17 protein-coding genes and 1 pseudogene are annotated in these 23,183 nt (G+C 58.9%); 8 read left to right on the plus strand and 10 right to left on the minus strand.

Going from position 1 to position 23,183, the window contains the following annotated elements; genetic code table 11:
• Positions 1-250: 250 nt before the first annotated feature.
• Together BRAS3843_RS07095 and BRAS3843_RS42065 are read right to left on the minus strand one after the other, a co-directional pair.
• Positions 251-1,000 (minus strand): class I SAM-dependent methyltransferase, encoded by a 750-nt coding sequence (locus BRAS3843_RS07095; RefSeq protein ID WP_139024761.1) that lies wholly within the window; start codon positions 998-1,000, stop codon positions 251-253.
• Between the two features lie 408 nt (positions 1,001-1,408).
• Positions 1,409-1,592: pseudogene (locus BRAS3843_RS42065) on the minus strand (DUF932 domain-containing protein); the annotation flags it as partial.
• A 1,044-nt stretch (positions 1,593-2,636) separates the two neighbouring features.
• On the opposite strand from BRAS3843_RS42065, the gene BRAS3843_RS07105 reads away from it, so the two are divergent.
• From BRAS3843_RS07105 to BRAS3843_RS41805, 3 genes are all read left to right on the plus strand, one after another.
• On the plus strand, positions 2,637-2,858 hold the full coding sequence (locus tag BRAS3843_RS07105; RefSeq protein WP_008968111.1) for a hypothetical protein: 222 nt from the start codon (positions 2,637-2,639) through the stop codon (positions 2,856-2,858).
• A gap of 503 nt (positions 2,859-3,361) precedes the next feature.
• Complete coding sequence (locus BRAS3843_RS39455; RefSeq protein ID WP_139024762.1) at positions 3,362-3,670, plus strand: H-NS histone family protein; 309 nt, start codon at positions 3,362-3,364, stop codon at positions 3,668-3,670.
• Positions 3,671-4,153: 483 nt separating this feature from the next.
• Complete coding sequence (locus BRAS3843_RS41805) at positions 4,154-5,260, plus strand: response regulator transcription factor (protein WP_083841330.1); 1,107 nt, start codon at positions 4,154-4,156, stop codon at positions 5,258-5,260.
• A 221-nt stretch (positions 5,261-5,481) separates the two neighbouring features.
• Here BRAS3843_RS41805 and BRAS3843_RS07115 read toward each other — a convergent pair whose 3' ends face one another.
• On the minus strand, positions 5,482-6,288 hold the full coding sequence (locus BRAS3843_RS07115; protein WP_008968117.1) for a response regulator transcription factor: 807 nt from the start codon (positions 6,286-6,288) through the stop codon (positions 5,482-5,484).
• A gap of 307 nt (positions 6,289-6,595) precedes the next feature.
• On the opposite strand from BRAS3843_RS07115, the gene BRAS3843_RS07120 reads away from it, so the two are divergent.
• Complete coding sequence (locus BRAS3843_RS07120; RefSeq protein WP_139024763.1) at positions 6,596-7,282, plus strand: response regulator transcription factor; 687 nt, start codon at positions 6,596-6,598, stop codon at positions 7,280-7,282.
• A gap of 223 nt (positions 7,283-7,505) precedes the next feature.
• Here the strand turns inward: BRAS3843_RS07120 and BRAS3843_RS07125 are convergent, their stop codons facing one another.
• The 3 genes from BRAS3843_RS07125 to BRAS3843_RS07135 form a co-directional block, all read right to left on the minus strand.
• Positions 7,506-8,870, minus strand: coding sequence for a sugar transferase (locus BRAS3843_RS07125; protein WP_244425142.1), 1,365 nt, complete (start codon positions 8,868-8,870; stop codon positions 7,506-7,508).
• 196 nt (positions 8,871-9,066) lie between these two features.
• On the minus strand, positions 9,067-10,089 hold the full coding sequence (locus BRAS3843_RS07130) for an NAD-dependent epimerase/dehydratase family protein (RefSeq protein WP_244425144.1): 1,023 nt from the start codon (positions 10,087-10,089) through the stop codon (positions 9,067-9,069).
• Between the two features lie 387 nt (positions 10,090-10,476).
• On the minus strand, positions 10,477-11,889 hold the full coding sequence (locus BRAS3843_RS07135; protein WP_083841332.1) for a polysaccharide biosynthesis/export family protein: 1,413 nt from the start codon (positions 11,887-11,889) through the stop codon (positions 10,477-10,479).
• 578 nt (positions 11,890-12,467) lie between these two features.
• Here BRAS3843_RS07135 and BRAS3843_RS07140 point away from each other — a divergent pair.
• The 4 genes from BRAS3843_RS07140 to BRAS3843_RS38820 all read left to right on the plus strand — a co-directional run bounded on the left by BRAS3843_RS07140 (position 12,468) and on the right by BRAS3843_RS38820 (position 16,665).
• Entirely contained in the window at positions 12,468-13,628 is a 1,161-nt protein-coding gene (locus tag BRAS3843_RS07140) for a hypothetical protein (RefSeq protein ID WP_175361089.1), read from the plus strand.
• On the plus strand, positions 13,625-14,878 hold the full coding sequence (locus BRAS3843_RS07145) for a nucleotide sugar dehydrogenase (RefSeq protein WP_083841333.1): 1,254 nt from the start codon (positions 13,625-13,627) through the stop codon (positions 14,876-14,878). Before BRAS3843_RS07140 ends, BRAS3843_RS07145 begins: the two co-directional genes overlap by 4 nt.
• Positions 14,866-15,696: a WecB/TagA/CpsF family glycosyltransferase gene (locus BRAS3843_RS07150; RefSeq protein WP_008968125.1), complete on the plus strand. Its 831-nt coding sequence runs from the start codon at positions 14,866-14,868 to the stop codon at positions 15,694-15,696. Before BRAS3843_RS07145 ends, BRAS3843_RS07150 begins: the two co-directional genes overlap by 13 nt.
• A 108-nt stretch (positions 15,697-15,804) precedes the next feature.
• Positions 15,805-16,665, plus strand: a complete 861-nt coding sequence (locus tag BRAS3843_RS38820; protein ID WP_008968126.1) for a methyltransferase domain-containing protein — start codon at positions 15,805-15,807, stop codon at positions 16,663-16,665.
• 19 nt (positions 16,666-16,684) lie between these two features.
• On the opposite strand, the gene BRAS3843_RS07160 is transcribed toward BRAS3843_RS38820, so the two are convergent.
• From BRAS3843_RS07160 to asnB, 4 genes are all read right to left on the minus strand, one after another.
• Positions 16,685-17,647 (minus strand): glycosyltransferase family 2 protein, encoded by a 963-nt coding sequence (locus tag BRAS3843_RS07160; RefSeq protein WP_008968127.1) that lies wholly within the window; start codon positions 17,645-17,647, stop codon positions 16,685-16,687.
• A 230-nt stretch (positions 17,648-17,877) separates the two neighbouring features.
• Entirely contained in the window at positions 17,878-19,362 is a 1,485-nt protein-coding gene (locus BRAS3843_RS07165) for a right-handed parallel beta-helix repeat-containing protein (protein ID WP_008968128.1), read from the minus strand.
• Between the two features lie 143 nt (positions 19,363-19,505).
• Entirely contained in the window at positions 19,506-21,113 is a 1,608-nt protein-coding gene (locus BRAS3843_RS07170; protein WP_008968129.1) for a GMC family oxidoreductase, read from the minus strand.
• Positions 21,103-23,106: an asparagine synthase (glutamine-hydrolyzing) gene (asnB, locus tag BRAS3843_RS07175; RefSeq protein WP_008968130.1), complete on the minus strand. Its 2,004-nt coding sequence runs from the start codon at positions 23,104-23,106 to the stop codon at positions 21,103-21,105. The genes BRAS3843_RS07170 and asnB overlap by 11 nt, the downstream gene beginning before the upstream one ends.
• Positions 23,107-23,183 lie beyond the last annotated feature (77 nt).

Here is a 23,183-nt window from a genome sequence, read left to right on the forward strand (position 1 = left end):
CCGTACGAGCAAGCGCTACAGGGCTCCTGTGGGTACATCGACCTGAGCCAGGCGAAGTCTGCTTCGGCCGGAGCAGACCCCAAGGCGAGGGGTATCACTTCGCAAATGAGCCACAAGCGGTCGTGGTCGCCGTCAAGTCCGCGGGTCTTTTTTGGGTCCCTCCGCCGCGAACGCCGGGTCAGAAGTTGGCGGCTGCCGCAATCTGACACATCGGACAGCCGTTCACGCGCGTCGCCGCGCGATCGCGACCTTACGGCTTACGGAACTTCAGAATAAAATTATCGACCGAGGCTGGATTCTGCGAACTCGGAGTTGTTCGTTCGTCTTCGGGATGGCGCAGAAAATCTCCTTCCGCCACGAAGACGAAGCCGGCCTCTTCGACTTCGGAGCGAAGAGTCTTTTCGGCGATACGATGGAGCGTCTTTCCGACATTCGCGCCGTCTTCTGGCTTGGCGGAATGATCGGCGATGATCAGTAGCCCGCCGGGCTTGAGGGCATCCAAAATTGCCTTGTTCATCTTAGCGCGATCGACCGGCAGGAACGTGGTGTCATGATATCCAAACAGGAACGTGACCAGATCGAGGTTCTTCAGCGACGGGCTCGATAGATTGTCGGCGGGCGTCACGATCAATTCGACATTCGCCATCGCTGAGGTCTTCAGGCGTTCGGCGAGCTTATCCGACAGCCGCCCCGATTGCGCGAACACCTTGCCGTCCGGCGCGACCGCGCGCGCCATCAGCTCCGTGCTGTAGCCAGCGCCGGCCGCCATATCGAGCACATGCCATCCCGGCGTGGCGCCGATGAACTGCAGCAATTTCACCGGTTCGCGTGTGCTGTCACTTTGACGGTCCGCTTCGGATCTATCAGGCGCAGCCACAACGGCTTCGGGCGTCGCGCCAAATGCGAGCGGAGGAGAACAAGCCGTCATCGTAAGGGCGACGGCGAAAGCCGCCTTGCGGAATAGCGGGTTGCCCATCGTTTCCTCCTGCGTCGCTGCCATCCAGATTACCGGATTGAATGACACGATTCCTTGCGGCACTTCAAATTACGTTGTCGGCATCAGAGGAATTCGAACAACGCACGCATCAGACTCCGCTGATGCCAGCTTGCAGGCGAGGCGCGCAGCCACAGGCAGGAATAGCGTGCCTTCCGTTGTCGTTGATCTGCACCAGGTCTCTTCCGCTGTCGCAGAGCTCGGTGTTCAAACGATCAGTCGTCGTGTGGTTGATTTGCAAACCTGTTGTATGTCTCATGCGCAGGCCTTGAGCCGCGAGCCGCCGGAGATTGGGCGAGCTCCGGCCGTTTGCGCGCAGCCGCCGGCTGCTTCGACCGGCCTGGAACGGCAGCCCTGCAAATCAGAGGTTCAGTCGAACCACGCAGCCGATATCACCCGTTGCGCGGCTGTTATTCAGATGGCGCGCACCATCAGGCGCTCGGCTTCCCTTCGAGCTCAAGGCTTGCGCCCAAATGCACCTTGCCGTGCACGCAACGCTCGCAATGGCCTGCACGAAGTCGAAGATGCTTTCCGGCTTGCGGTTCTCCTCCCCAAGAACGGCCTCAATCACCTTCGATGCCTCAGCTTTGGAATAGCCGCTTGGCGAAGAGAGTGGCAGTCAAGCCACATTGAAAAATTCGCCGTTCGGTCCCCTGAGCCGGATTTCGCTCCGGCGAGATCGCGCCGGCACGTCAGTTTCAGCTCACCCGCCTCTGAAATGGGAACGGTTTTCTTCGCCCGGAGAGCAGGATCTCGCCGGCCTCAAGTTGCCCAGTACCGTCCTTGAATGCCTCTGGGAGAGCGTTGACTTGGTCGCACGTCGCCCTTCTCGGGACTGGTGAGCGGGCTCCTGGTACGGGCGAGTTCCCGCTCAAGTTTCGCCTTTGGACCTTGAGCTGGGGCGCTGATCATATTCGCCGGCCCCTCGGATTCAGATTGAGCAGCGTATCTGTGCTCGCGCTCGGTCTTCTTCACCTCCGAGCTCACGAATTTAGGCACTATCGCCCGATATTGACTTTCGCGACTATCCGCCCCGTCGAGCTTGGAGGCTCGATTGCGTCACCTGAATGAGCCGGACATTCTTTCGACTCGATCAGTGTGGGCGCGACGGAGCCGCGGGCAAGGCAACCGCCTGCAACATTATCGTCTGTCACCCTGATAGCGGCTGCTTGCCTCCCGTTCACTCGAGAACCGAGACGTTCGCGGGGTAGACGGTGTGACGAAGGCTATTCTTTTCGACCTGAAGAGGAATATGTACCCCCTGACCTGTGTATTCACAACGGGGGGGAAGCGCGAGCACAGGCCGAAGATCGAAATGGTCCAGGTAATGGTGTCATCCAGGAGCGAGAGCATCGATCTCGCCGCGGGGTCTGCGCGCCGTGACATGATCTGCATCGTGAGCCCCTCCGGTAACGTACGTGGCGATGCGGCGGCGTGCAGCTTCTGCCTATCGCTCACGCCCGAGCGAACGGCCGACAAGATATACGGAACCGTAGATGAGGCACGAGCCCGCGTGTTCCACACATCGCAAGGTCTTACAGGCACCACCCCGCACGCACTCGACCATTGGCTACTCCGCTCGGTTGAGTTCGAGCGTGAGGTGGATTTACCCCTGCGTCCATAAGAAAACCAGCATTTCACGATGATTATCAAACCGATCATTGATGTCCAGTACTGTGGCAGGCGTGTCAGGGTGCAGTTTGCGCCTGAAAAGAGAGGCATAGCCGTGAGGTACGACATCATCGTCAACGACAAGCCAGTCAAAGTCGGTGTCTTCGCCGAAGAGGTCATGCGCTGGCTTGGCAACGCAATGGATCCCCAGCCAGCGGAACAACCGAGAAAACGGCGAATAGAAGGTGGCTGACTGGCTTCGAACGCCACAACTCTCTCACAGGTTGCAATGCAGGCTGTGTCGCCTTCGGCTCTGAGCCAAGCACCAATTTGTTTGAACGGAAGACGGTTTCCGATCTCGCGCCTATTGCCGTTGGGAGTTGCGCCGGGATCCCGATGAATTCCGCCGTCTGCGATACCTTGGAGCCTCTTCGAATGAGCATCTCAACGATGCGCATGCGAAAACTCAAGCCATGCGCGTGACAGACCAGGAACAGGAGGGATGGACCTACGTGAAGCTGCGAGCTTGGCACCAGAAGGGTCCGGTCCTAGGACTGGCCTGACGGACGCGGCGGCCGCCTGCTGGATCTGCTCGCGCCTGATAGACAGGCTGCGTCGAACGCAGATCGCCACCCCGCGGCGCCGGGCTCAAAGGAGGAAGTACCCCATTTTTGGCCGTTGAACCGATTGAAAAGGTGTCTAATTTCGCAAACTATTACTGCTGGACGACAAACCATCTGGTCGGAAGATACGAAGATGCAAAGGCGCGAGCTGAAGTCGATGTCGGCGGACCAGCTGTGGAACCTTCACGAAGCGCTGGTCGTTGAGCTGAATCGAAAAATTGCAGATGAGAAAGTCAGGCTGGACGAGCGCTTACACAAACTGTGCCCGGTTGAGGAGAAACACGAGCGGCACGCCTACCCAAAGGTTCTCCCAAAATATCGAAATCCGAAGAATCCTGCGGAGACGTGGGCAGGTCGAGGAAAACAACCTCGTTGGTTAAGGGCGGAGCTTCGATCCGGCAAAAAGCTCGATGACTTTCGGATAGAGCGATTGGCTGGATGATCCAAGCGCCCCAGTGCGCAGGATTTTGGCGGCGGCAGAGGTCGCTCCACCAGCGACGATCGCAAGCCGCTCGGTCCGCTTGCCGCGCGTGAACGTCCTCGCAAGATCCGTTACGGCAATTCGTTCTTCCCGTTGCATGCCTTGTGCTTCTGAGTCTTGCCATTGCGGCCGACAGAGTATGGGGGGAACAAGACAAGCAAGGGAACCTCGCGCAAGTCGTACCTCTTCCGCACGTTGCAGGTCCGGCCGCTTCAACAACATAGCTGCACGCTTGGGAACATGGGTGGCCAGAACTGGGCGGATGCGAGAGGTACTCCTGCCGAAGTACTCATGTTGCTGCGTCCGATAACTCGCATGAGCCTGGTTGCAATCCACGTGCGCCATTGTTGACTGCAGGTGTCCCTTGCGAAGATGTCAGCAGGCTGAAAGGCGGACAAAGAACCGAGTGGGCCCTGAAATCCCGAGCAAGGGCAGGAGTGCGTTGTGAAAAATGAAGCGCATGGACCGGATCGCGCAATTTCTCCTGATTTACAACAACCTAAACCATTGCTTACGCAACAATTCGACGAAAGACCAAGGCAGGACTCCCGGATTGCGCAGTCGTCAGGCCGTCGCAGGTCCACGTTGGCTGCAACAGAGCGAGGATCTGTTTGGAGCGCACCAAAGGGAGCTATTCTTGTCGGCGGCAATGTGCTGCTGAGAGAAGGTCTGACCCGGATTGTGGCTGGAGCTGGCTTTCGGATCATTGCTTCGGCGCCATGGGCAGACGATCGCGTGCTGAGCACAATTCGGCAAGACCAACCCATCTTGCTCATCATCGACTTGTGTGATGATTTTGATACAGGACTGAGGCAGATCAGCTGCTTCAAGCAACGGCATCCAGTGGGACGCGTCGTCGTTCTCGCCAATCAGCACCGATTGCCCGAAATGGTGTCTGCGTTTCGAGCGGGCGCTAACGCGTATCTGGTCAAGGTCGCGACGTGCGAGACGTTTGTTAAGTATCTCGAGCTGGTCATGCTCGGTGTGACATTGTTGCCTCCTGAGATTTTGACTCTCATCTCCGATAGGCAAGTCGGGGGGCGCAGCGACGGCACAATCGAGATCGCAGCTGATGAACACGCTCACGACGATGATGGCGGCGAGAACAGACGGGGGGGACTCGATGTTGATGCACAAACACGGCCACTTGGGGACGAGAGCGACCACACTCCCCGGCTGTCGGCGCGACAGCTGGCGATTCTGCGCGGCCTGGCCGAAGGGGATTCTAACAAAACTATCGCACGCAAGATAGCAATGGCTGAAGCCACGGTGAAGGTTCACGTCAAGGCGATTCTTCGCAAAATTCGGGTCCGCAACCGGACACAGGCTGCAATCTGGGCGATGAGCAATCACTCGGTGATCCCAACAAAGAACGGGTTGACGGCACCTTCAGAAGAACTGCCCTTTGAACGATCACCCGATTTGCAGGTTACGCATGTCCTATCTGAAGGGTATGCGAACGGATCGGGGTCATTGGCGAAGCTCGCGCTCACCGAAGTGAGCCAGATCACAATGCCTGACCAGCTTTGTCTTGTTCGCAAAAGCGATTGATCTGCTTTATCATTGCGCGCGAGATCGCGTGCTCGTCAGCCATGCTGGCGACGAGTCGGATTTCCTCTTGCTTGATGGCTCGCACCATTCCGCCGCGTGACGAGTTCCGGGACATCATTCAACGGCGGCGATGACAAGGCTTCGGACTGTGACGTCTCCTCCCGATGCCGGACCATGCCTCAGCTCAAGAGCCGCAAAATGCAAGGAGCCACGCCGGAGCATCAAGCCCCGTGCGACTGGTCCGTAGCTTGCTTGATCTCAGCTATGCCGCGCCCGGAAATGGGATCTGCTCGGTCGGGCCAAGGATTGTTGGTGGTTAAATGGTTTGTCGTTTGCTTGGTCCATCCATTGTTCAGCCCCCAGATCGCTGCCTGCGTCCGGTTGTGGGCGCGGATCTTTCGAAGAATCGCCTTGACATGAACCTTGACGGTCGCCTCAGCAATGTCGATCTTTCGCGCAATGGACTTGTTGGACTCTCCCTCGACCAGGTGGTGTAGAATTGATTTCTCCCGCGGAGAAAGCCGAGGCGCGAGGCCGTCTTCTGCTGTGACGAGAAGTGCATGATCGTCGTCTCGGACGGCTTCCTCATGCGCGTGGTCGCTTTCGGGTTCAAGAACAAACGACAGAAATGCCGGAGGGAAAACCGTTTCACCCATCATGACCAGCTCCAAGGATTTGATGAATATGTGGCTGGTCATGACATCGACGAAATAGCCGTTGACGCCGGCGCGAAATGCTGAAGCCAATTCGTCTAGACGGTAGCGATCAGATACGATTGCAATTCGCCCGCCCGGCCGCTGGCGCCGGATGAGTTCGACCTGTTCAATGGTGGAGCCAAAATCGCCGCCCGTATGGACGACAAGAAACAGCTGTTGGCATGGCTGGGCTTTGCTGGCGGGCAATTCATTCGCGCAGGATACCGAGGTCAGAATACGAAAATTTGCTGATCGTAATATCTCCGCAATGCCTTCTTTGAGTAAACTGGTCTTACCAACGAGGGCGGTCTCGAAAACGTATCGACGTCTCATGATGACACTCCAACGCTAAAGCGGTCGACGAGTTTCGAATCCCGACCAGCGGTTCGATGAACGTTCCTTCGACGGGGACATACAGGCGAGGGCCCACCTCGGAACACCTTGTGGTTGGGGCAGGTTTGCTTGGATGTAAAAATGGCTGTAGTTTAATTTAGGTTATATTCTACGACCAAACCCCCGATATCCCTATATACCGTTGGGTATAGAAAAGTTGCGACAAAATATCTCATTTATTGGTGGTTGCAACGGAGGTTCGTGAGAGCCTTTGTGCTTGCTTATTCCCAAGAGGGGCGAAGACCGCATGCGCCGCACTCGCGTTGTTATCGCAGACCGGCATCCGGTGACTCTGGAAGGTTTGAGCAGCGTGCTGAGAGCGCAGCGCGACTTCAAGATTGTCGCGCTTTGCCGCGACGGTGCGAGCTGCGTTCGGGCAATACAGGTTTTCATGCCGGATATAGCCATTGTAGATATCTCAATGCCGGATGTCGCAGGTCTACAGACACTCGCCGTCGCACGCGCCGCAGGTACTTCTACGCGATTGGTTTTTTTTGCTTCATCGTTCCAGGAGAGCGACTTTGCTGCAGCGGGCGCTCACGCTGTCATTTCCAAGGATGCGGAGCTCGATACTTTGGTGCAGATTTTGCGGCATGTGGCTAATGGCCAAAGGTTTTTGCAGCTGCCCTTGGCGCACACGACAATTGGGCAACGAAGCGCGATTTCCGAAAAGGCTTTGACGGCGCTGACCGATCGTGAGCGTCAGATTGCTCGCATGGTATCCGAAGGACTATCGAACAAGGAAATCGGGCGGCGACTGAGTATAACAGACGGCACCATCAAAGTGCACCTTCATCACATCTTTCAGAAACTCGATATCGGCAACCGAACAGCGCTCGCGGCGCTCGCCGTTTCTCAAAATGACAATTTAACTTCGTCTCTCGGAGATCACGACGACGGCAAACAAAGCCGGAGGAGACATCATCATCCCTGACAAGATGAGCAGCGCGCATCGGTCGGGCCCCTCTCTCTCGCGTCCCTGAGCAAGACGCCAGTATCTCCACGGTAGCTCTTGCGCCTGATGAGTATATACGGAGAGCGCCGCTTTTCGATCACTATACGACAAATCTCGAAGATAATCCGCGCGGGAGGGTCAGTTCGTGGAGATAACTCCTCTGCTAATTCAGATATTAAATAAGTCCTCGCTGTTTCGGTAGTTATTTTGCTCCCTGCGCAGCGATCACTGCCGGCAGTGTTGCGATAAGGATATATATGTCGAGCCAGAGAGAACGGTTCTTGATATAGAAACAATCAGCCGCGCGCTGGACATCGAGATCGCCATTGCTGCGCGATGAGATCTGCCACAAGCCGGTCAATCCGGGTGGGACTGTTGCCCGCAGCTCGCGGAACTCTAGATCGAAAGCATCGAGATGGTAGGTGGGAAATGGTCGCGGTCCCACCAGGCTCATGTCGCCGCGGATCACATTCCAAAGCTGGGGAAGCTCATCAAGGCTGGTGCGGCGCATCAGGCTGCCGACGCGCGGCAAAATGCGAGGATCCTTCGCCAACTTGAAATAGCGCTGCCAGTGTTCGCGCAGATCGGGATTGCTGGCCAACACTCTCTCGAGCCTCTCTTCGGCATCCCTATACATTGTGCGTAGCTTCAGAACCCTGATCGGCTTGTCATTCCGGCCAACGCGCCACTGGCCATAGAAGGCAGGGCCGTGATCGGTGAGCTTGATCGCGAGTGCAAGCATTCCGATGATTGGCGCGGCGAGAATCAAGAGCGGCACCGCCACGGCGAGATCGATCGCACGCTTAAACTCCTCGCGAGGATAATGGGCATTTCCGCTCAGCTCGACAGCGACGAAGCTGTCCGCGTTGCGAATATGAAGGCCGAACGTTGGAAATTCACCGAGGCTTGTGATCAGTAGGAGATGCCGAACGTCCAACCTATAGAGATCAGCGGGGTTTCGGGGCAGGAGCTCACGATCCGGAACGACCACGACTTCCGCGCTGCCGCCCGCGCGCCATTCATCAATCGTACCGAACACGGGCAGGGTTACACCGGCACCGTTCGCCTCATGCTGCGGCAACGGTTCATCGAGGTCCCCAGAGCATGAGCTATCGTTGATAAAGCCGATGGGTCGCAAGCCACAGGCAGCGTGCGTCAACAATAGGCGGGCGAGCGCGCGGCTCTTTGCGCCCGTACCAAGAATCACGGCCGGAGCACAATAAACATCCGCTCCTCCCAGTCGCGCATGGATCAAATGCTCCACCCACAAGCCGAATACCAAAGCGACTACGCCAACCAACGGCACGATTGCCAGTTCGATCGATGGCCCCCCACGAATCCACATCAACTCGCCCGTGAAGACGAAGAGCAGCATTGCCATTGCGCGAAGCCGGAAGCGCTCCATTGGGCTTACGATATTGGATCGATAGAGGCCAAGCGCACCGTTGACGCCAAGCAACAGTAACAAAAGGATGCAGAATTGCATCTGCATCCGGACGATCTGGTCGGTTGACTGTGCCACCTCGACAAGCACGGCAACGCCAACGATGGCCATACCGCCCGACACGATGTCCCCTGCAAAAAGCCTCGCGGCAACTTGTCGGCGCCGTCTGCCTCTGCTGGCCGAACCCCGGCGGTGGGCTCCACCGCCAAGCCCGAATGGCTTGCCACCGGGCGGTGATAGTGGGCGGCCTACGCGCGCCTCTGCGGTAGACATAATCCAAGGATCCGTCGATGACTGAGCTAACCGGAGTTTGGGGACACTATTCGGCCGCGACCATCGCGCCGGGAGCCGCATGCGCAGTTTGCGAAGCGATCCAGTGGTAGGTCGGAACAATTCCCTGCCGCAACGCCAGTTTCGGCTCCCAATGCAACACCGTGCGCAGCCGCGTGTTGTCGCTATTCCGGCCACGCACTCCTTGTGGCTTGGTAAGATCGTGCACCAGCGTGATCGTCTTTCCCGATGCCGCGATCACGATATCGGCAAGCTCGTCGATATTGACCAGTTCGTCTGTGCCGAGGTTGAGCGGATTCTCATAGTCAGATTGCATGATGCGATGAATACCTTCGACGCAATCGTCGATGTACATGAAGGAGCGGCTCTGCTTGCCGTCTCCCCAGACCTCGATCGTACCTGGGCTGTGAGCGCACGCCACCTTGCGGCACATCGCAGCAGGCGCCTTCTCGCGACCACCGTCGTAGGTGCCGAGCGGTCCATAGACATTGTGGAAGCGTACGACACGCGTACGGAGACCGTAGTCCTCCATATAATATTGGCAGAGCTTCTCCGCGTAGAGTTTCTCAAGGCCGTAGCCTTCTTCAGGCTCTGCGGGAAACGCGTCCTCTTCGCGCAGCGGTGTGACGTCTGGGGACGTTTGCAGGCCATGCGGATAAACGCAGGCCGAGGATGAGAACAAGAATCGTCCGACATCGTGGCCGCGTGCGGCCTCAAGCATATAGAGATTCATCAGCGAGTTGTTATGAGCGATCCCAGCATGCGATGCGGTGATATATCCGATTCCGCCCATGTCCGCCGCCAGATGGTAGACGAGATCCATACCGGCCGTGCAGGCCTGGCAATTCTTCAGTTCTCGGAGGTCAAGCAGCAAGAACTCGTCCGCATCGGTGCGGCCATACTCGGGCATCTTGATGTCCACGCCGCGCACGCGATAACCTTCGGCTTTCAAGTACGACACCAGGTGATGCCCGATGAAGCCGCCCGCTCCTGTGACCAACGCCCAAGGCTTCAATGCGTTCGACATATGAATTTGGTTCATCTGATTCATTGCCTCCGCCGCTGACAATCGTTTCGATAAGGACAACGTTACGGCGAACGGTCGCGCTCTCAAGCGCGCAGAGGGAGTAGCCCGATTTTCAACGCTTCATTCGCAACGACGGAGCCGGCGCGGTCGCACGGCGCAGATGAGGCAAAATTAACTACATATAATCTGATTGAACGACTTTGGTCGGCGGTGCCACCACTGACGGCGACGACCCGCATGATCTATTGCGCCAGTCTCAGGGCGGCGAACTGACGACCGTCGAGCAAATGTTAGAGTGTTGGCGCTTGGCCAGATACCAGGCAAACGCTGGTCCGGGCAGTCGCCCTGACGCAGGCTAATCCGACTGCTGCTCGCGTAGCGGCCGTCGCGAGCGATTGAAGTGGCGCGCGCTCAGTTGACTTTTTGGGCCGTCCCAGCCGCCCTCTCTTGCGTCGGAGTGGCGAGTCCCATCTGGGATGACGCTTCACTCTGTACCGCGTTTTCTGCGGATGCCCCAGACTGGTCTCGGAGCTGTTCTGGTCTGGATGGGAAAAGCGAACCAACTTGCACGATGTCGCCAGGCTGCAGCGAGAAGTCAGCCGTCGCATTGTATCCAATTTTCATGGTGGCTTTGGCGCGGATCACGGTTATGGCCGGCTCCTGCGCCTGCGCTGCAGTCAACAACCCGATCTGACGCGCAAGAGCTGTGCGGGTGCGCTGAGCGGCGGGAAACGTGATTGTCAGTTCAAGAAGCAATCGGTCCGTTTCCCGCAGTTCCGTCGTCACGCGACGCAGATAGCCGTCACGCAACTCCGTGAGTTTGAACTGCAGGTCGCCGATCGATAGTTCGGCCTTCAACGCGTCGGATTGCAGACGTCCTATGTTGCCGTCTATGCGTGCCTCTTCGCGCCTCACCTCGATGTATGTTGACTTGCGCGCGAGGCCACTCTTGTTCAACTGGTCGTATTCCGCGATAAGTTCGTGATTGAGGCTGCGCTGCTGCTGTTCAAGCTCAACCTGATGATTGAGTGAAGCAATCTCGGCCTCCAGACGCGGAAGTTGCTTCTGCAGCGCCTCCGTCTCCTGTTTGAGGGCATCTCGCTCTGCAGTGAACGCAAGCTGTTCGCCGTCGTTGATCTGAGTCATGCGGGCGGGATCAACGGCAAGACCCGATATGTCCGGGAAATCGATGCGGCTATTACCATTCTGTAGTGCGACTAGCCGCGCTCGTTTTGCAAGGAGAGACGCGCGGTTGACTTCAAGCAGGCGAACGCGCTCTTCCGCTTGCAGCACGGCACCGAGCATGCCGCTTTGCTGACCTTCGGCCAGGCCGATGCCGCCCGCACGCGCTATGGCTCCGAGCACGGACAGGCCTTCGCGGTAAGGATAGATGCCCGGTGTTCGTACCATGCCGACCACGTAGATCGGATTGAACTCGACTATTCTAATGCTGACCATGGGATCGCGCAGATATCCCTGCACTAGCGCCTGGGAAATACGGCCCTCGAGTTCGCCCAGCGTAAGATTGACCGCGGAAATGTCACCGATCATGGGCACTCGGATGTTGCCGCTCTGATCAACGGTCGCTTCACCGGATAGGTCGGGTTGGCCAAATACGGAGATTCCAATCTTGTCGCCGGCGCCGATCCGGTATGCTTGCGGGGCTGGTGATTGTGCCCTTACGGTAGAAGCCGGCCAGGCATAAAGGAGCGCAAATATCACCAATGCCAAGGCGTAGAAATTGGCATGGAAATTCAGGGAGCCCCCTCCTCCCCGACTATGCTCCGGCTTTCCAAGAACTGACATCCCAAGAACTGACATCATTTCGCTACTGTCTCATGCATCTGGCATCACGCCGCATTGTACGGCACAATCGTCATGAATGCCCGTCGGCGCGACGGCGTCTTCGTAGGTAACCCTTCGTAGATTGTTCGTGTACGCTCGCCGCACGGGCGCGGGTGCGGTCGCGCACCGGCCTCGTGCGTATCGAGGCCGTCTATCGACGGTGTTCGCGACCTGACGATGTGTCCATTTGCTTTCATATCGCGAGCCTCTGATTGAGCACGCGAAGCCGCGTGGGTTACGACACGGGACGGAAAGGTCCCAATACCGTTTGCCAAAAAATCGGTCGGCGCATTGGGAGACGCATGAGCGACGGCCGGCAGTCGGCGGGTGGCACGCTCCGCCGGCATCTTCGTGTTCGCCCCAAACCAGTCGTCTGCGAAGCCACCGCCGAGACCTACTCTGTCTACGGTCGGCGCGTGTCGTACACAGATCGTTTCCGATCGTTCCCGGTGGTTACCTCCTAAGAGCCGCCATTGCGCTTCTTTAGAGCGCTGGCCCGTCAAAGATATTGGTTTAACTACGCAGAGACGAGAGTTCATGGGAACGTGGTGACCCCGATGGGCAGGACCCCAAGAGTTCAGCTCGCGTTTCCCGACCGTAAGGTGTTGAACATGCGGGCGCGTGCAGGTGACTGGGTGGAGGTTCTGAGCAAGCAGGAGATCCTGAGAACGCTCGACAAGAATGGGCGCCTCGACGGGCTACCGTTTATGCCGCAGATGTTCAAATATTGCGGCCAACGTTTCCGGATCTACAAAACCGCTTACAAAACCTGCGATACGGTGAGCGGAGACTATTCAGGGCGACGCCTGCAGGATGGATACCATCTCAGCCTCCGTTGCGATGGTGATGCCTACGATGGATGTCAGGCCGGCTGCCTCATTTTCTGGAAGGCGGCTTGGCTGAAGCCGGTGGAGGGACCGGTGCAGGTCCAGTACATGCCAAGGCGGCTCCATTCGTCGAGGGAAGTGGCGTCGCCCAATCGCTGCACGGAGCGCGATGTGCTTGGCGCCACAAAGCACCAAGACATCGGCGGAGACGTCCGGTATTCGTGCCAGGCGACGGAACTACTCAACTACACACAGCCGCTCGGTTGGTGGGATGCCCGACAATATGTCGAGGCCTATAGAGCCGGCAACCAGACGCTGCAGCAGCTCGCCCGCGGCTTTTGGTATTTGGCCTACTATTATGGAACGCTGGCGTTCAGCGACCGATGGGGGCGCCCCGCCCGTTGGCTCTACAATCGATTTCAGGCGATCACCGGGGGTATTCCGTTCCCCCGAATGAAGGGCACGATCCCTGTAGGTCAATCCACGCCCAGATGCGATCTCGGCCTTCAGCCGGGCGATCTGGTGCGGGTCAAATCCTATGAAGACATCCTTGCGACGCTGGACGGCAGGCTTTCGAACAGAGGCATGTCGTTTGATGCCGAACTCGTGCCCTTCTGCGGCAAGATCTTTCGCGTCAGTACCCGCGTTGAACGCTTCGTCGACGAAAAGACCGGACAGATGAGGCGGATGAATACGCCGGCTGTGATCTTGGAAGGTACCAGCTGCAAAGCGCTTTACAGCGGTCGGCGGATGTTCTGCACTCGCAGCATCCACTCGTGGTGGCGTGAAATCTGGCTCGAACGCGTCTCCATTGACGCGTGCCCTCGAACCGCTCTCTCCTCTCACCAAGCCGCTGCGCGCGCTGCGGCCGAACATGTTCACTCAGCATGAACTCAATCAAGACAGTTTCGGTTTGCGGCCTGGGAAAACTGGGCGCGTGCATAGCGGCGACAATGGCTGCTCGCGGTTTCCACGTTGTCGGCGTGGATATTGATCGCGAGAAAATCAAAAAGATCAATGAAGGCTTGGCGCCGCTTGACGAGCCGCTGCTCGCAGAAGCGATCCGAGCAGGACAGCCCCGGCTCCGCGCCACGGTCGATCCCCGGGAGACCGTGGCTACTGATGCGACCTTCTTTATTCCGCCATCGCCGAGTCTGGCGGACGGAAGCTTTTCCAACGAGTTCTTGCTGAAAGCCATGCAGCCGATTGCCAAGGCGATGAAGGACGCCGGCAAAAGAGATCATCTGTTTGTCTGCAGCTCAACGACCACGCCTGGTGCCGTCGACGCGGTCTTGATTCCCATGCTGGAACGCGAACTCGGCGGCGTTTGCGGCCGGGATTTCGGAGTCTGTTACAATCCCGAGTTCATTGCGCTCGGCGACGTCATCAATGGGTTGTTGGAACCGGACCTGGTGCTGATCGGCGAATCGGATCCTCAAAGCGGCGCGGCCCTCGAGCAACTTTACACGCAGTACAACCGCAATTCGCCGCGGATCGCGCGCATGTCCATCGTCAGTGCGGAGCTGACAAAGATCTCGCTGAACAGCTACATCACGATGAAGATCAGCTTTACCAATCAATTGCGGCTGATTGCATCCCGTCATCCACGGGCCGATATCCATGCCATCCTTGACGCTCTCGGCAACGACAGCCGGATTGGAAAAAAATACCTGCGCGCCGGTTTGAGCTATGGAGGCCCCTGTTTCCCGCGCGACAACCGTCTTCTGGCCTACACCGCTCGGCAGGTCGGACTGGAAGCGCCGCTGGCCGAGGCGTCCGACCGCATAAACGAGCGAACCAAGCAAGAGCTTGTCGAGAAGGTCCAGCAAATGGCAAGGCCCGGCGAAGCCGTTGCGGTTCTCGGCGTCTCGTACAAGCCGAACACGCATATTACCGAAGAAGCGGCCGGACTTTTCCTGGCGCAACAGCTCAAACGGCGCGGCTACCGCGTTCTCATCCATGACTTCGCTGCAACTCCGGCCAACTCTCCGAGCCTCCACGAGTTCGAGATGATATCCGACTGGGATAAATTCAAGAACGATCCCGGTGTGAGGCTCGCGGTTATCTGCTGTCCGTGGCCCCAGTATCGGGAGTTGGCCTCCACGGCCGGCACGAGGGTATTCACGCCATGGCATTTGTGAATGGAAATCCGATTGCTTCCGGTCGCTCCCGCTCCGTGCGAGCCAATGCCGCGTGTGCCACCAATGGATCACTGGAAGCCATCAGGCTTTTGGGAACGTCGGTCGCTTGTGCCACTTACGATTCAGCTCTGGAACGTATCGAGGCGCTCGCTCGTGAACCGCGGGCGACCGCGGTCTGCCCCTCCAACACCCACATACTTGGAGAGGCCCGGCACAACTCCGCATTCGCCAAGGTCCTCTCTCGCTTCGATTTGGTCTTGCCAGACGGGATGCCGGTGGTTTGGGCGCTGAACCTGCGTGGCGCCGGCCTGAAGGACCGGGTATATGGTCCTTACTTCATGCGACACGCGTTGCAGCACACGCCGCGCCCCTGGCGCCATTTTTTTTTCGGTGATTCCGAGGACTGCCTGGTCGAACTGCGACGAGCGCTGGTCCAACTGCAACCGGATATCGAAATCGTCGGCATGCTTAGCCCGCCGTTCCGGCCCTTCACGGGGGCCGACGAGGTGTCGTTCGCCGATATCATCAATCGCGCCAATCCGGATTTCGTGTGGGTCGCGTTGCCCGGCGTGCGGATGGAACAGTGGATCATCGACAATCAGGCGCGCTACCGGCGAGGTGTGTTCCTTGCCGTCGGAGATGCATTTACGCTGCTCAGCGGTCGCCGCTCTTTCGCTCCGTCGTGGATGCAACGGATGGGGCTGACCTGGGCTTACCGCTTGAGCAAGGAGCCGCTCCGACTGGGTCCGCGATACCTGCGATATCATTCTATCTTCGCCTTTTATTGGTTATGGGACGCCTTGCGCGGGCGGGCTTAGAACAGGGCCGCAGGCGAGTGAGCGTCTGACTGAAACGGGTTGGGTGCTCGCTCCCAGCGGTCACCTTCAGGCCGCAAATCCCAGGAGAGTCTCGGAGGAAGCGAACCCATGAACGAAGCACAGGTCCACGCGTTCTGGCAGGCTCATCCTTGCGGTGACCAGCAGATCGGCGGCCTCGATCGAGCCTTCCACGGCGACTACGACGGGTTCTTCCGGCAGTACGACGCCTTCCGCTATAGCCACGAGGGGCATATCCTGAGCTGCCTCGATGGCATCGACTTTCGCGGCGCGAAGCTGCTCGAGATCGGCCTCGGTCAGGGGGCGGATTCGGAGCAGATCATCCGCCGGGGAGCGCGCTGGTCCGGGCTGGACCTCACCGCAGAGTCCGTGGCCCGGCTGCGCACCCGGCTACAACTGCGCCAGCTGCCCTATGACGAACTAAAGCAAGGCAGCGCGCTGGCCATCCCCTATCCTGACAACACCTTTGACAAGGTTTTCAGTCACGGCGTGCTGCATCATATTCCCGACATTCGGCTCGCCGAGCGCGAGATCGCCCGCGTCCTCAAGCCCGATGGCGAACTGATCATGATGGTCTATGCCAAATGGTCTTTCAACTATCTGGTTGCGATCAGTCTGCTGCGCCGCCTCGGCCTGCTGGTCCTCTGTGGCCTCAATCTCGATCCCGGTGGCGTCTATGGCGATCATGTTGCGAACGCCCGCCGAATGGGACTGACGAACTATTTGAAGATGAGCAACTTCATCAACTGCAACACCGATGGGCCGGACAACCCCTACTCGAAGGTCTATGGCTTGCGGGAAGTGCGTGAGGATTTCCCTTCATTCCAGGTGGTCCGCGCCTATAAGCGCTGGATGCATGGGCCGCCGCTGCCCGTATCCTGGCTGCCGCTCGGCCGTCTCCTTGGCTGGCATCTCTGGGTTCATCTAAGGCCGACCAAGCCGGCGCGCTGAATGCCGAGCGAAGCGGCGTCTAGCCACGCAGCCTTCGACGTGCGCTCGCGGTAAGCGCTCCCTGCCACCCATAGCCATCGGCCGCCATCCGCGGGTCATTCTGGCCTAGCGACTGGACAGTGATCTTGGCGCTATGTGCGGCCACCAGCATGAGGCATGCCAACTTGCTCATGGTGCCGATCGGCTTGCCCATGGGCGCACCGAAGAAAGCCTTCGTCTGCCGCAGTCGTCGTGAATAGCGCTTGCCGTCAGTGCTGAGGAAGCCTCTCAACTCCTTGAGGTCAAGAGCGGCCGAGACGTTGGCATGGAATCGCTTTAGGAACAATCGTTCGTTTGCGCACCGGAAACGGCCAAGCAGTGCCAGTTCTGCCAGCATCGCACGATCACTGCCGGCGAAATTGGGCAGAAGCGACGTGCGGTGGAGGATCTCTCGACGGACGACGCCGAACATATGAGTCCCCCAGCGGGCGCGCGTGAGTACTTGCCAAAATCGATTGATGGCAACCGGATCATCGCCGATGCTTGGGACGTCCGCCCAGTAGCGCCTTCCTGTTCCTGGATCGACAAAGCTTCCTGTCTCCTGGTCGAAAGGCAGGATTTCACTCTTTTCGTCGATGAAGGCGGTAGCGCTGTGGGCCAGAACGATCTCCGGATTATCTTCAAGCAAGCGGACGCACGTTTCCAGGTAGGCCTTGTGGTGCAGATCATCGTGGGCCGCCCATTTGAACAAGGGCGCCGTCGAGAGCTCGAACACCCGATTGAAGTTCGCAACAGCGCCGAGATTCCGCTGGTTGCGAATATAACGAACGCGAGCGTCCCAGCGCTCATATTCGCGACCGATCTGCCGGGTGTGATCGATCGAAGCGTTGTCGCAAATCAGGATCTCGAAGTCTTCAAAGGTCTGCGCCAGCAAGCTTTCGAGCAGCTCGGGCAAGAACTCCTCTCCGTTGAATACCGGAATTCCGATCGAGAGCTTGGGCATCTAGCTGGAGCTCCGTATCTTGACGCCGTCCGGATCATGTCGGTCACAACAGCTCAGATCAACGGACGCCTGCGTAGTAGCTGCATCGATTTTGGAGGTAATCCGTCGGAACGATCAACTGAACCGCTGAGCAAGTCGAACATCGCTCACCTCGACACGCCCAATCGCCCCTCTCCCGAGACAAGATCTCGGGTACCTCGTGATGTTGCCGTCCCTCACGCCCCTCAGCATCATTTGTCGGACAGGATCAGGCGACCGCTTTGCTCGAGGCCGCTGCGGCGAAAACCGTCCCAGTCGGTAACGTTCCGGCCCCAAACGAAACGAGCCGGACCACTCGTGCTGCGAACACGGTACGTATTGGCGTCGAACCGATTGTTGCCCTCGGTGATGATGGCAAAGTTTTCGTCCGCTGGCGCGGTGTCGGACGCGCCCCCGGCACACGGGGGTCCTTCGAATGTCATTTCGTTACCGTGAACGGTGATGTTGCGCGTTTTGTATATCGCACCTTCCTCGCTCCGGCGTCCTTGATCGATCAGCATGATGCCGCACCCCCCGGGTTCGACCGTCACGACATTGTCGGTCACCTCCACATCCTGAGACGCGGCAATGCCGATATCGGAATGCCAGAACCATCTTCTTCCACTTCCATTGTGCCGCACCACGTTCCTGCGAATCACCGCATTGAACGAAATCTCGTGGAAGATGCCGTTGTACTGATTGTTTTCGACGAGATTGTCTTCGTAGATGACGTTGCGGCACTCGATGTCGCACCATAAGCCGACGCCATTGTTGTCGTGAACGTGATTACGGCGGAACGTGACGCCACTGCTCTGGGCAATCTTGGCTCCGCCTGCCTCCCATTCCGGGTCGAAGCCATAGACGTTGTTCGACCAGACGTGATTATCCTCGATCAAGATATCATTGCCGTTACCGCTGATACCGATCTGCCCGTTGTGATGAATGTCGCAATTGTGCACGTGACCGCCGGTCCCGACATTGATTCCGCCCCCGCTGTTGAGGCGCACCACGCAATTTTCTATTGTCCACCTGGCGGCAGCATTCGCATGGATGGCGCCTTTTTGCGCCGCACTCCCATACTTCTCGATCGTGAGGTTGCTGATCACCACGTCGGGCGCATTGCTTTCGAACGCAAACGCGGCAATTGTTGCTTCGACCTGGTGGTTCGTCGGGTCGTCGGCCAAATAGACTTGGCCACCAGCGTAGTCGATGTAAACGGAATTGTGTACAAGCGCACCCTTACTTAGCACCTTGGTCAGCGGCTTGTCGTCGATGAAAACCGCTTCGGGCTGGTCGCACGCCGGGGCACTCGGCAGGCATTCGCCGTGTCGGGGAATGCGCTGCAGCTGACTGTCTGCCACCCAATAATTGTTCTCACGCCTGAAGCCATCCAGCAGCCTGCTGCCGTTCAGAACGGCTCCGCTTTCCCCGTAGAAGATCTGGCCCGACCGCGGCCGAACGGCTTGCGCTCTTTGAACGCCCTTTTTCAAGCAGAACACGGCGCCCTCGCCGGCCAAATCGACCGCGGCCTGGATCGAACGGCCGGGCTCAATGGCTATCGCATCAGATGGACAAGATGAACTGTTGACGTCGACGAAGGCGGCAGCGGCAGCGACCAACACGCTGCAGAACGCCAGCGTTCCGATGAATGTCCGTCGCGCTGCCGAACTGCGAAGCCATCCTGTCATTGTGCCCATCCTGCGCCTCCCGCGTTCTCGAGGGCGACACGTTGCGTACCCTTGGCCACCGCGCCAGCCAGCATTCACAGGTCAGATCGATTGTGGGCGGCACTCCAAATCCGAAACTCATTCTTGCTGAAACCCATTCGACACAGTCGATCCTAGTTCGGCGCCGATCTGAGGTGATCGGCGAGCCGAAGCGAGAGCGCGACGATGGTCAGCGACGGGTTGGCATAGCCACCGGTGGGGAAGACTGAGCCTCCGGCGATGTAGAGGTTCGTCATCTCGTGCACTCGACAGTTTTCATCCACGACTCCGCGAGCGGGATCGCGGTGCATCCGTGTCGTACCGAGATGGTGCCAGTTGCCGAAGACCGCCGGCGAATGCTTCCCAACGGTCGAGATCACCGTGCCCACGCCCGCCTTACGGACGGCCTCGCCGAAAATCTCCATGGTCCGCCGGATCGAGTCCCAGTCGACGCTCGTCAGCCGCCAATCGAGGATTGTCATGGGGACGCCGAGTCGATCTCGGCGGCGCCCTAGGGTCACCCGAGAGACCATTGTCGGCGCCTGCTCGGCCATCACGTCGATGCCGAAGACCTCCGGTGGGCGTCCAGAGCGCCAGGTCGCGTAATGGCGGAGGACTTGCGGTGCGCCGAAGATGGCCCGAAGCGCATGCTTGGCCAACCCCGGCGTTGCAACCCCGTAGTGCACCGATCTACGGACGACCTGTGCCGATCGCACGGCTTCCAACGTGCCGGAGTGGTAGGTGGGTCGCAGCCGCAGCACGGAATTGAGCAGTCGCTCCGTTCTCAAGGCGCAATCACTCAAGCGAAACATCGCTTCGACCATGACGTGCTCCCCAATGCGCTGGTGCTCGTACAGCCGGAACGCGCTTCGATCGAGTTCTGGATCTGGAATCAGGTATCCGACCGCGGCATCCGGATGTTCCATGAACGAACGGCCCACCAGGTCGCGGCCGTTGCCGATGCCAGCAGGCTGGCTGTCTCTTGAGACCAGCAGCAGACGAGCGGTCTCGATCGCCCCCACAGCGACGACGAACGTCCGCGCGCGGACGCCGAATCGGTTGCCTGACAAGGTTGCGCAGTCCGCCCGGACCACGCGCCCGCCACTGTCGGCGAGGTGCACGGCGGTTGCGTGGAGCATGAGGTTGACGTTCTCAGCTCGTGCGAAGTCATGCTCGTATCGATCGAATCTGCTGCGCTTGCCAAACTGAAAGATCACCGACTCGACGAGCTTAGGGTCCAGGGGAAGCGGAGCGCCGTAGCCCTGCGCTTCCCATGTCTTCGCGTCGTAGGCGAACGGGCCCAACGCACACACCTGTTGGGCCCGTTCGTAGAAGGGGTCGAGCTCCTCCCTGTCGATTGGCCAGCCATGCTCCGGCAAGCCGTCTCGTGTCCCGAAATCGATCGCGTCGAGCGGTCTGGCGTGCACGCCGCGATGTTCGTGCCATGCCCGCGACGAGCCGCCAAACGCGCGCACCCTTGTGAAGCGGAGTGGATAGTAGGGTTGTCCAGCGTTACACCCGCTGGCCAGTGCTTGGTCACCTAGCGTATGTCGTCGTAACACCGTCGGTAGGTCGCGAAGGGATTTTGTGAATTCGAGGCCACCTCCCTCGAGAACCACGACGCTCTCGGGCCGACCGATGAACTCCCGTGCGATCGTGATCCCTGCAATCCCTGCGCCGATGATGCAGATGTCGGCACGCAGGATCGAGTCCGCAGCGATGGATCTCGCGTCAGTAAACACCCAGCAGCCTCCGATCCTCAAGCATCGTGGAGACGTCAGGGCGATGATGCTTCAGCCAAGACCTGAGCATGAGCACCGGCCAAAGATGGTCAGCGCGATCTCGCTGGCCGGAGAGATGTTCGTGCCACTTCACCCGGATCGGATCTGGGTTCAGGAGCCCTTCTTGGCGAATGGAACTTGGGTGCAATAGGTCCTCTGCCCAATCTCGCAAGGGGCCTCTGAGCCACGTGCTCAACGGCAGATGGAACCCCATCTTGGGTCGCTGATACAATGCTTCGGGAACGTACCGATGGAGGACGCGGCGAAGGATGTACTTGCCCGTCTCGCCGCGCACCTTCAGGTCAGGTGGAAGAGTGAACGAGAATTCGACGACGCGGTAATCCATGAATGGCGCGCGTGCCTCTACGCTCACGGCCATGCTTGCGCGATCGACCTTCTTGAGCTGCGTGTCCACGAAGGTCGTGACGAGTTCATGAGCGAGCATCCGCTCCAGGATCCCGAATTTGGCGTTCAGCCGAACGAACGCAGCATCGGTTCGTGGTTGCTCGAGATCGTGACCGACGACCAGACGGTCACCGGGATCCCAGCGCGTGGATAGCACGCGATACATCTCCTCATCGGAGGCAGAGCCCATCCAACGGGCCATTCGGTGGAGCTTGGCGCCGGGGGTTCGCTCCCTTAACCGGGAGGGGACCGCCGGCTCGACGATGCCAAAGACCTTGTCCCACGTCCCCGGCGGGATCGCCGTTAGCGCTTGCGCCATCTGCTTCCGGATCCCGACCGGCACCCAACCGAGCTGCCGGCACACCCTTGGCAACCATCGATGGCGGTGGTAGCCCGCGAACAGCTCGTCGCCTCCGTCGCCGCACAATGTGACGGTCACGCTCTGTCCAGCAAGCCGGTAGGCGACGTGATTGGACACATAGGACGGATCGGATTGCGGTTGGTCGGACAGCCGAGCGAGCGAAGGGATCAGCTCGATGATGTCGTTCGGCGCCATGTAGAGTTCGGTATGATCCGAGCCAATGTGAGCGGCGATTTTGCGCGCGGCAGGTGCCTCATCGAGGCTCTGATCGGGGAAGCCGATCGAGAAGCTTCGAATCGCCCTCGGGCTCTCCTGCTGGAGAAGCGCGAGTATCGTCGAGGAATCGATCCCGCCCGATAGCAGAACTCCCAGCGGAACATCGCTGACAGTGCGCAAACGGACCGCGTCCCTCAACAAGTTGTCCAATCTCTCGGTGGCCTCGGCCTCGCTTCCGGAGAAGCGATCGTGATATCCGATCTCGGCCTGGTCGGTTGCCGACCAGTACACGCGCTCATGCGCCTGCAATTTCTGATTGAACGTCACATACGTTCCTGGGCAGACAGCGCGAACTCCGCGGTAGATGGTGTCCTCGGATCGCCGATGTATCTCACGCAGGTACCGATCCAGCCAATCGCGGTCGATCGTCAGCATTGCGTCTGGATAGGCCGAGATCGCCTTCAATTCCGAACCAAATACGAGTGCGCCGTTAAGGCAGCCGTAGTAGAGAGGCTTAACGCCCAGTCGATCTCGCACCAGGCACAGCGTCCGCTCGCGGGCATCCCAGAGCGCGAACGCGAACATTCCGTTGAATGACTTGAGCGCTCTGTCGAGGCCCCAGGCTTCAATGGCCGCAAGCATCACCTCGGTGTCCGAGTGACCGCGCCAGCCTGGCGCCAGACCTGCCGACTCCAGCGCGCGAGCGATCGCCGCGGAGTTATAGATCTCACCGTTGTAGGCGATCACGAACCGACCCGATGCAGAGTGCATGGGCTGATGGCCTTCGGGTGACAAGTCGATAATCGCCAGCCTTCGATTTCCGAGCGCTACCCCTGCAACCGGGTCGACCCATGCCCCCCCGTCGTCGGGTCCACGGTGCACAAGGGAGTTCGTCATGCCGACGATATCTCGGCGCATCGCTTCGGGACTGCGCTGTCTGCCGGGATCAAGGAAGCCTGCGATGCCGCACACGAGGAGCCTTCCGGTCTTGATTGTCGATGATCCACCATTCCATTCGCACGTCGGCTAGCACCATCAACACGAAATCT

This window comes from Bradyrhizobium sp. STM 3843 (assembly GCF_000239815.1).
In the GTDB taxonomy this organism is placed as follows: Bacteria; Pseudomonadota; Alphaproteobacteria; order Rhizobiales; family Xanthobacteraceae; genus Bradyrhizobium.

Excerpts from the sequence above, each read along its gene's own strand:
- BRAS3843_RS07095 (WP_139024761.1), bottom strand. The coding sequence starts at position 1,000 with ATGGCAGCGACGCAGGAGGAAACGATGGGCAACCCGCTATTCCGCAAG.
- BRAS3843_RS07105 (WP_008968111.1), top strand. The coding sequence starts at position 2,637 with ATGATTATCAAACCGATCATTGATGTCCAGTACTGTGGCAGGCGTGTC.
- BRAS3843_RS39455 (WP_139024762.1), top strand. The coding sequence starts at position 3,362 with ATGCAAAGGCGCGAGCTGAAGTCGATGTCGGCGGACCAGCTGTGGAAC.
- BRAS3843_RS07115 (WP_008968117.1), bottom strand. The coding sequence starts at position 6,288 with ATGAGACGTCGATACGTTTTCGAGACCGCCCTCGTTGGTAAGACCAGT.
- BRAS3843_RS07120 (WP_139024763.1), top strand. The coding sequence starts at position 6,596 with ATGCGCCGCACTCGCGTTGTTATCGCAGACCGGCATCCGGTGACTCTG.
- BRAS3843_RS07130 (WP_244425144.1), bottom strand. The coding sequence starts at position 10,089 with ATGAATCAGATGAACCAAATTCATATGTCGAACGCATTGAAGCCTTGG.
- BRAS3843_RS07135 (WP_083841332.1), bottom strand. The coding sequence starts at position 11,889 with ATGATGTCAGTTCTTGGGATGTCAGTTCTTGGAAAGCCGGAGCATAGT.
- BRAS3843_RS07140 (WP_175361089.1), top strand. The coding sequence starts at position 12,468 with ATGGGCAGGACCCCAAGAGTTCAGCTCGCGTTTCCCGACCGTAAGGTG.
- BRAS3843_RS07145 (WP_083841333.1), top strand. The coding sequence starts at position 13,625 with ATGAACTCAATCAAGACAGTTTCGGTTTGCGGCCTGGGAAAACTGGGC.
- BRAS3843_RS07150 (WP_008968125.1), top strand. The coding sequence starts at position 14,866 with ATGGCATTTGTGAATGGAAATCCGATTGCTTCCGGTCGCTCCCGCTCC.
- BRAS3843_RS38820 (WP_008968126.1), top strand. The coding sequence starts at position 15,805 with ATGAACGAAGCACAGGTCCACGCGTTCTGGCAGGCTCATCCTTGCGGT.
- BRAS3843_RS07160 (WP_008968127.1), bottom strand. The coding sequence starts at position 17,647 with ATGCCCAAGCTCTCGATCGGAATTCCGGTATTCAACGGAGAGGAGTTC.
- BRAS3843_RS07165 (WP_008968128.1), bottom strand. The coding sequence starts at position 19,362 with ATGGGCACAATGACAGGATGGCTTCGCAGTTCGGCAGCGCGACGGACA.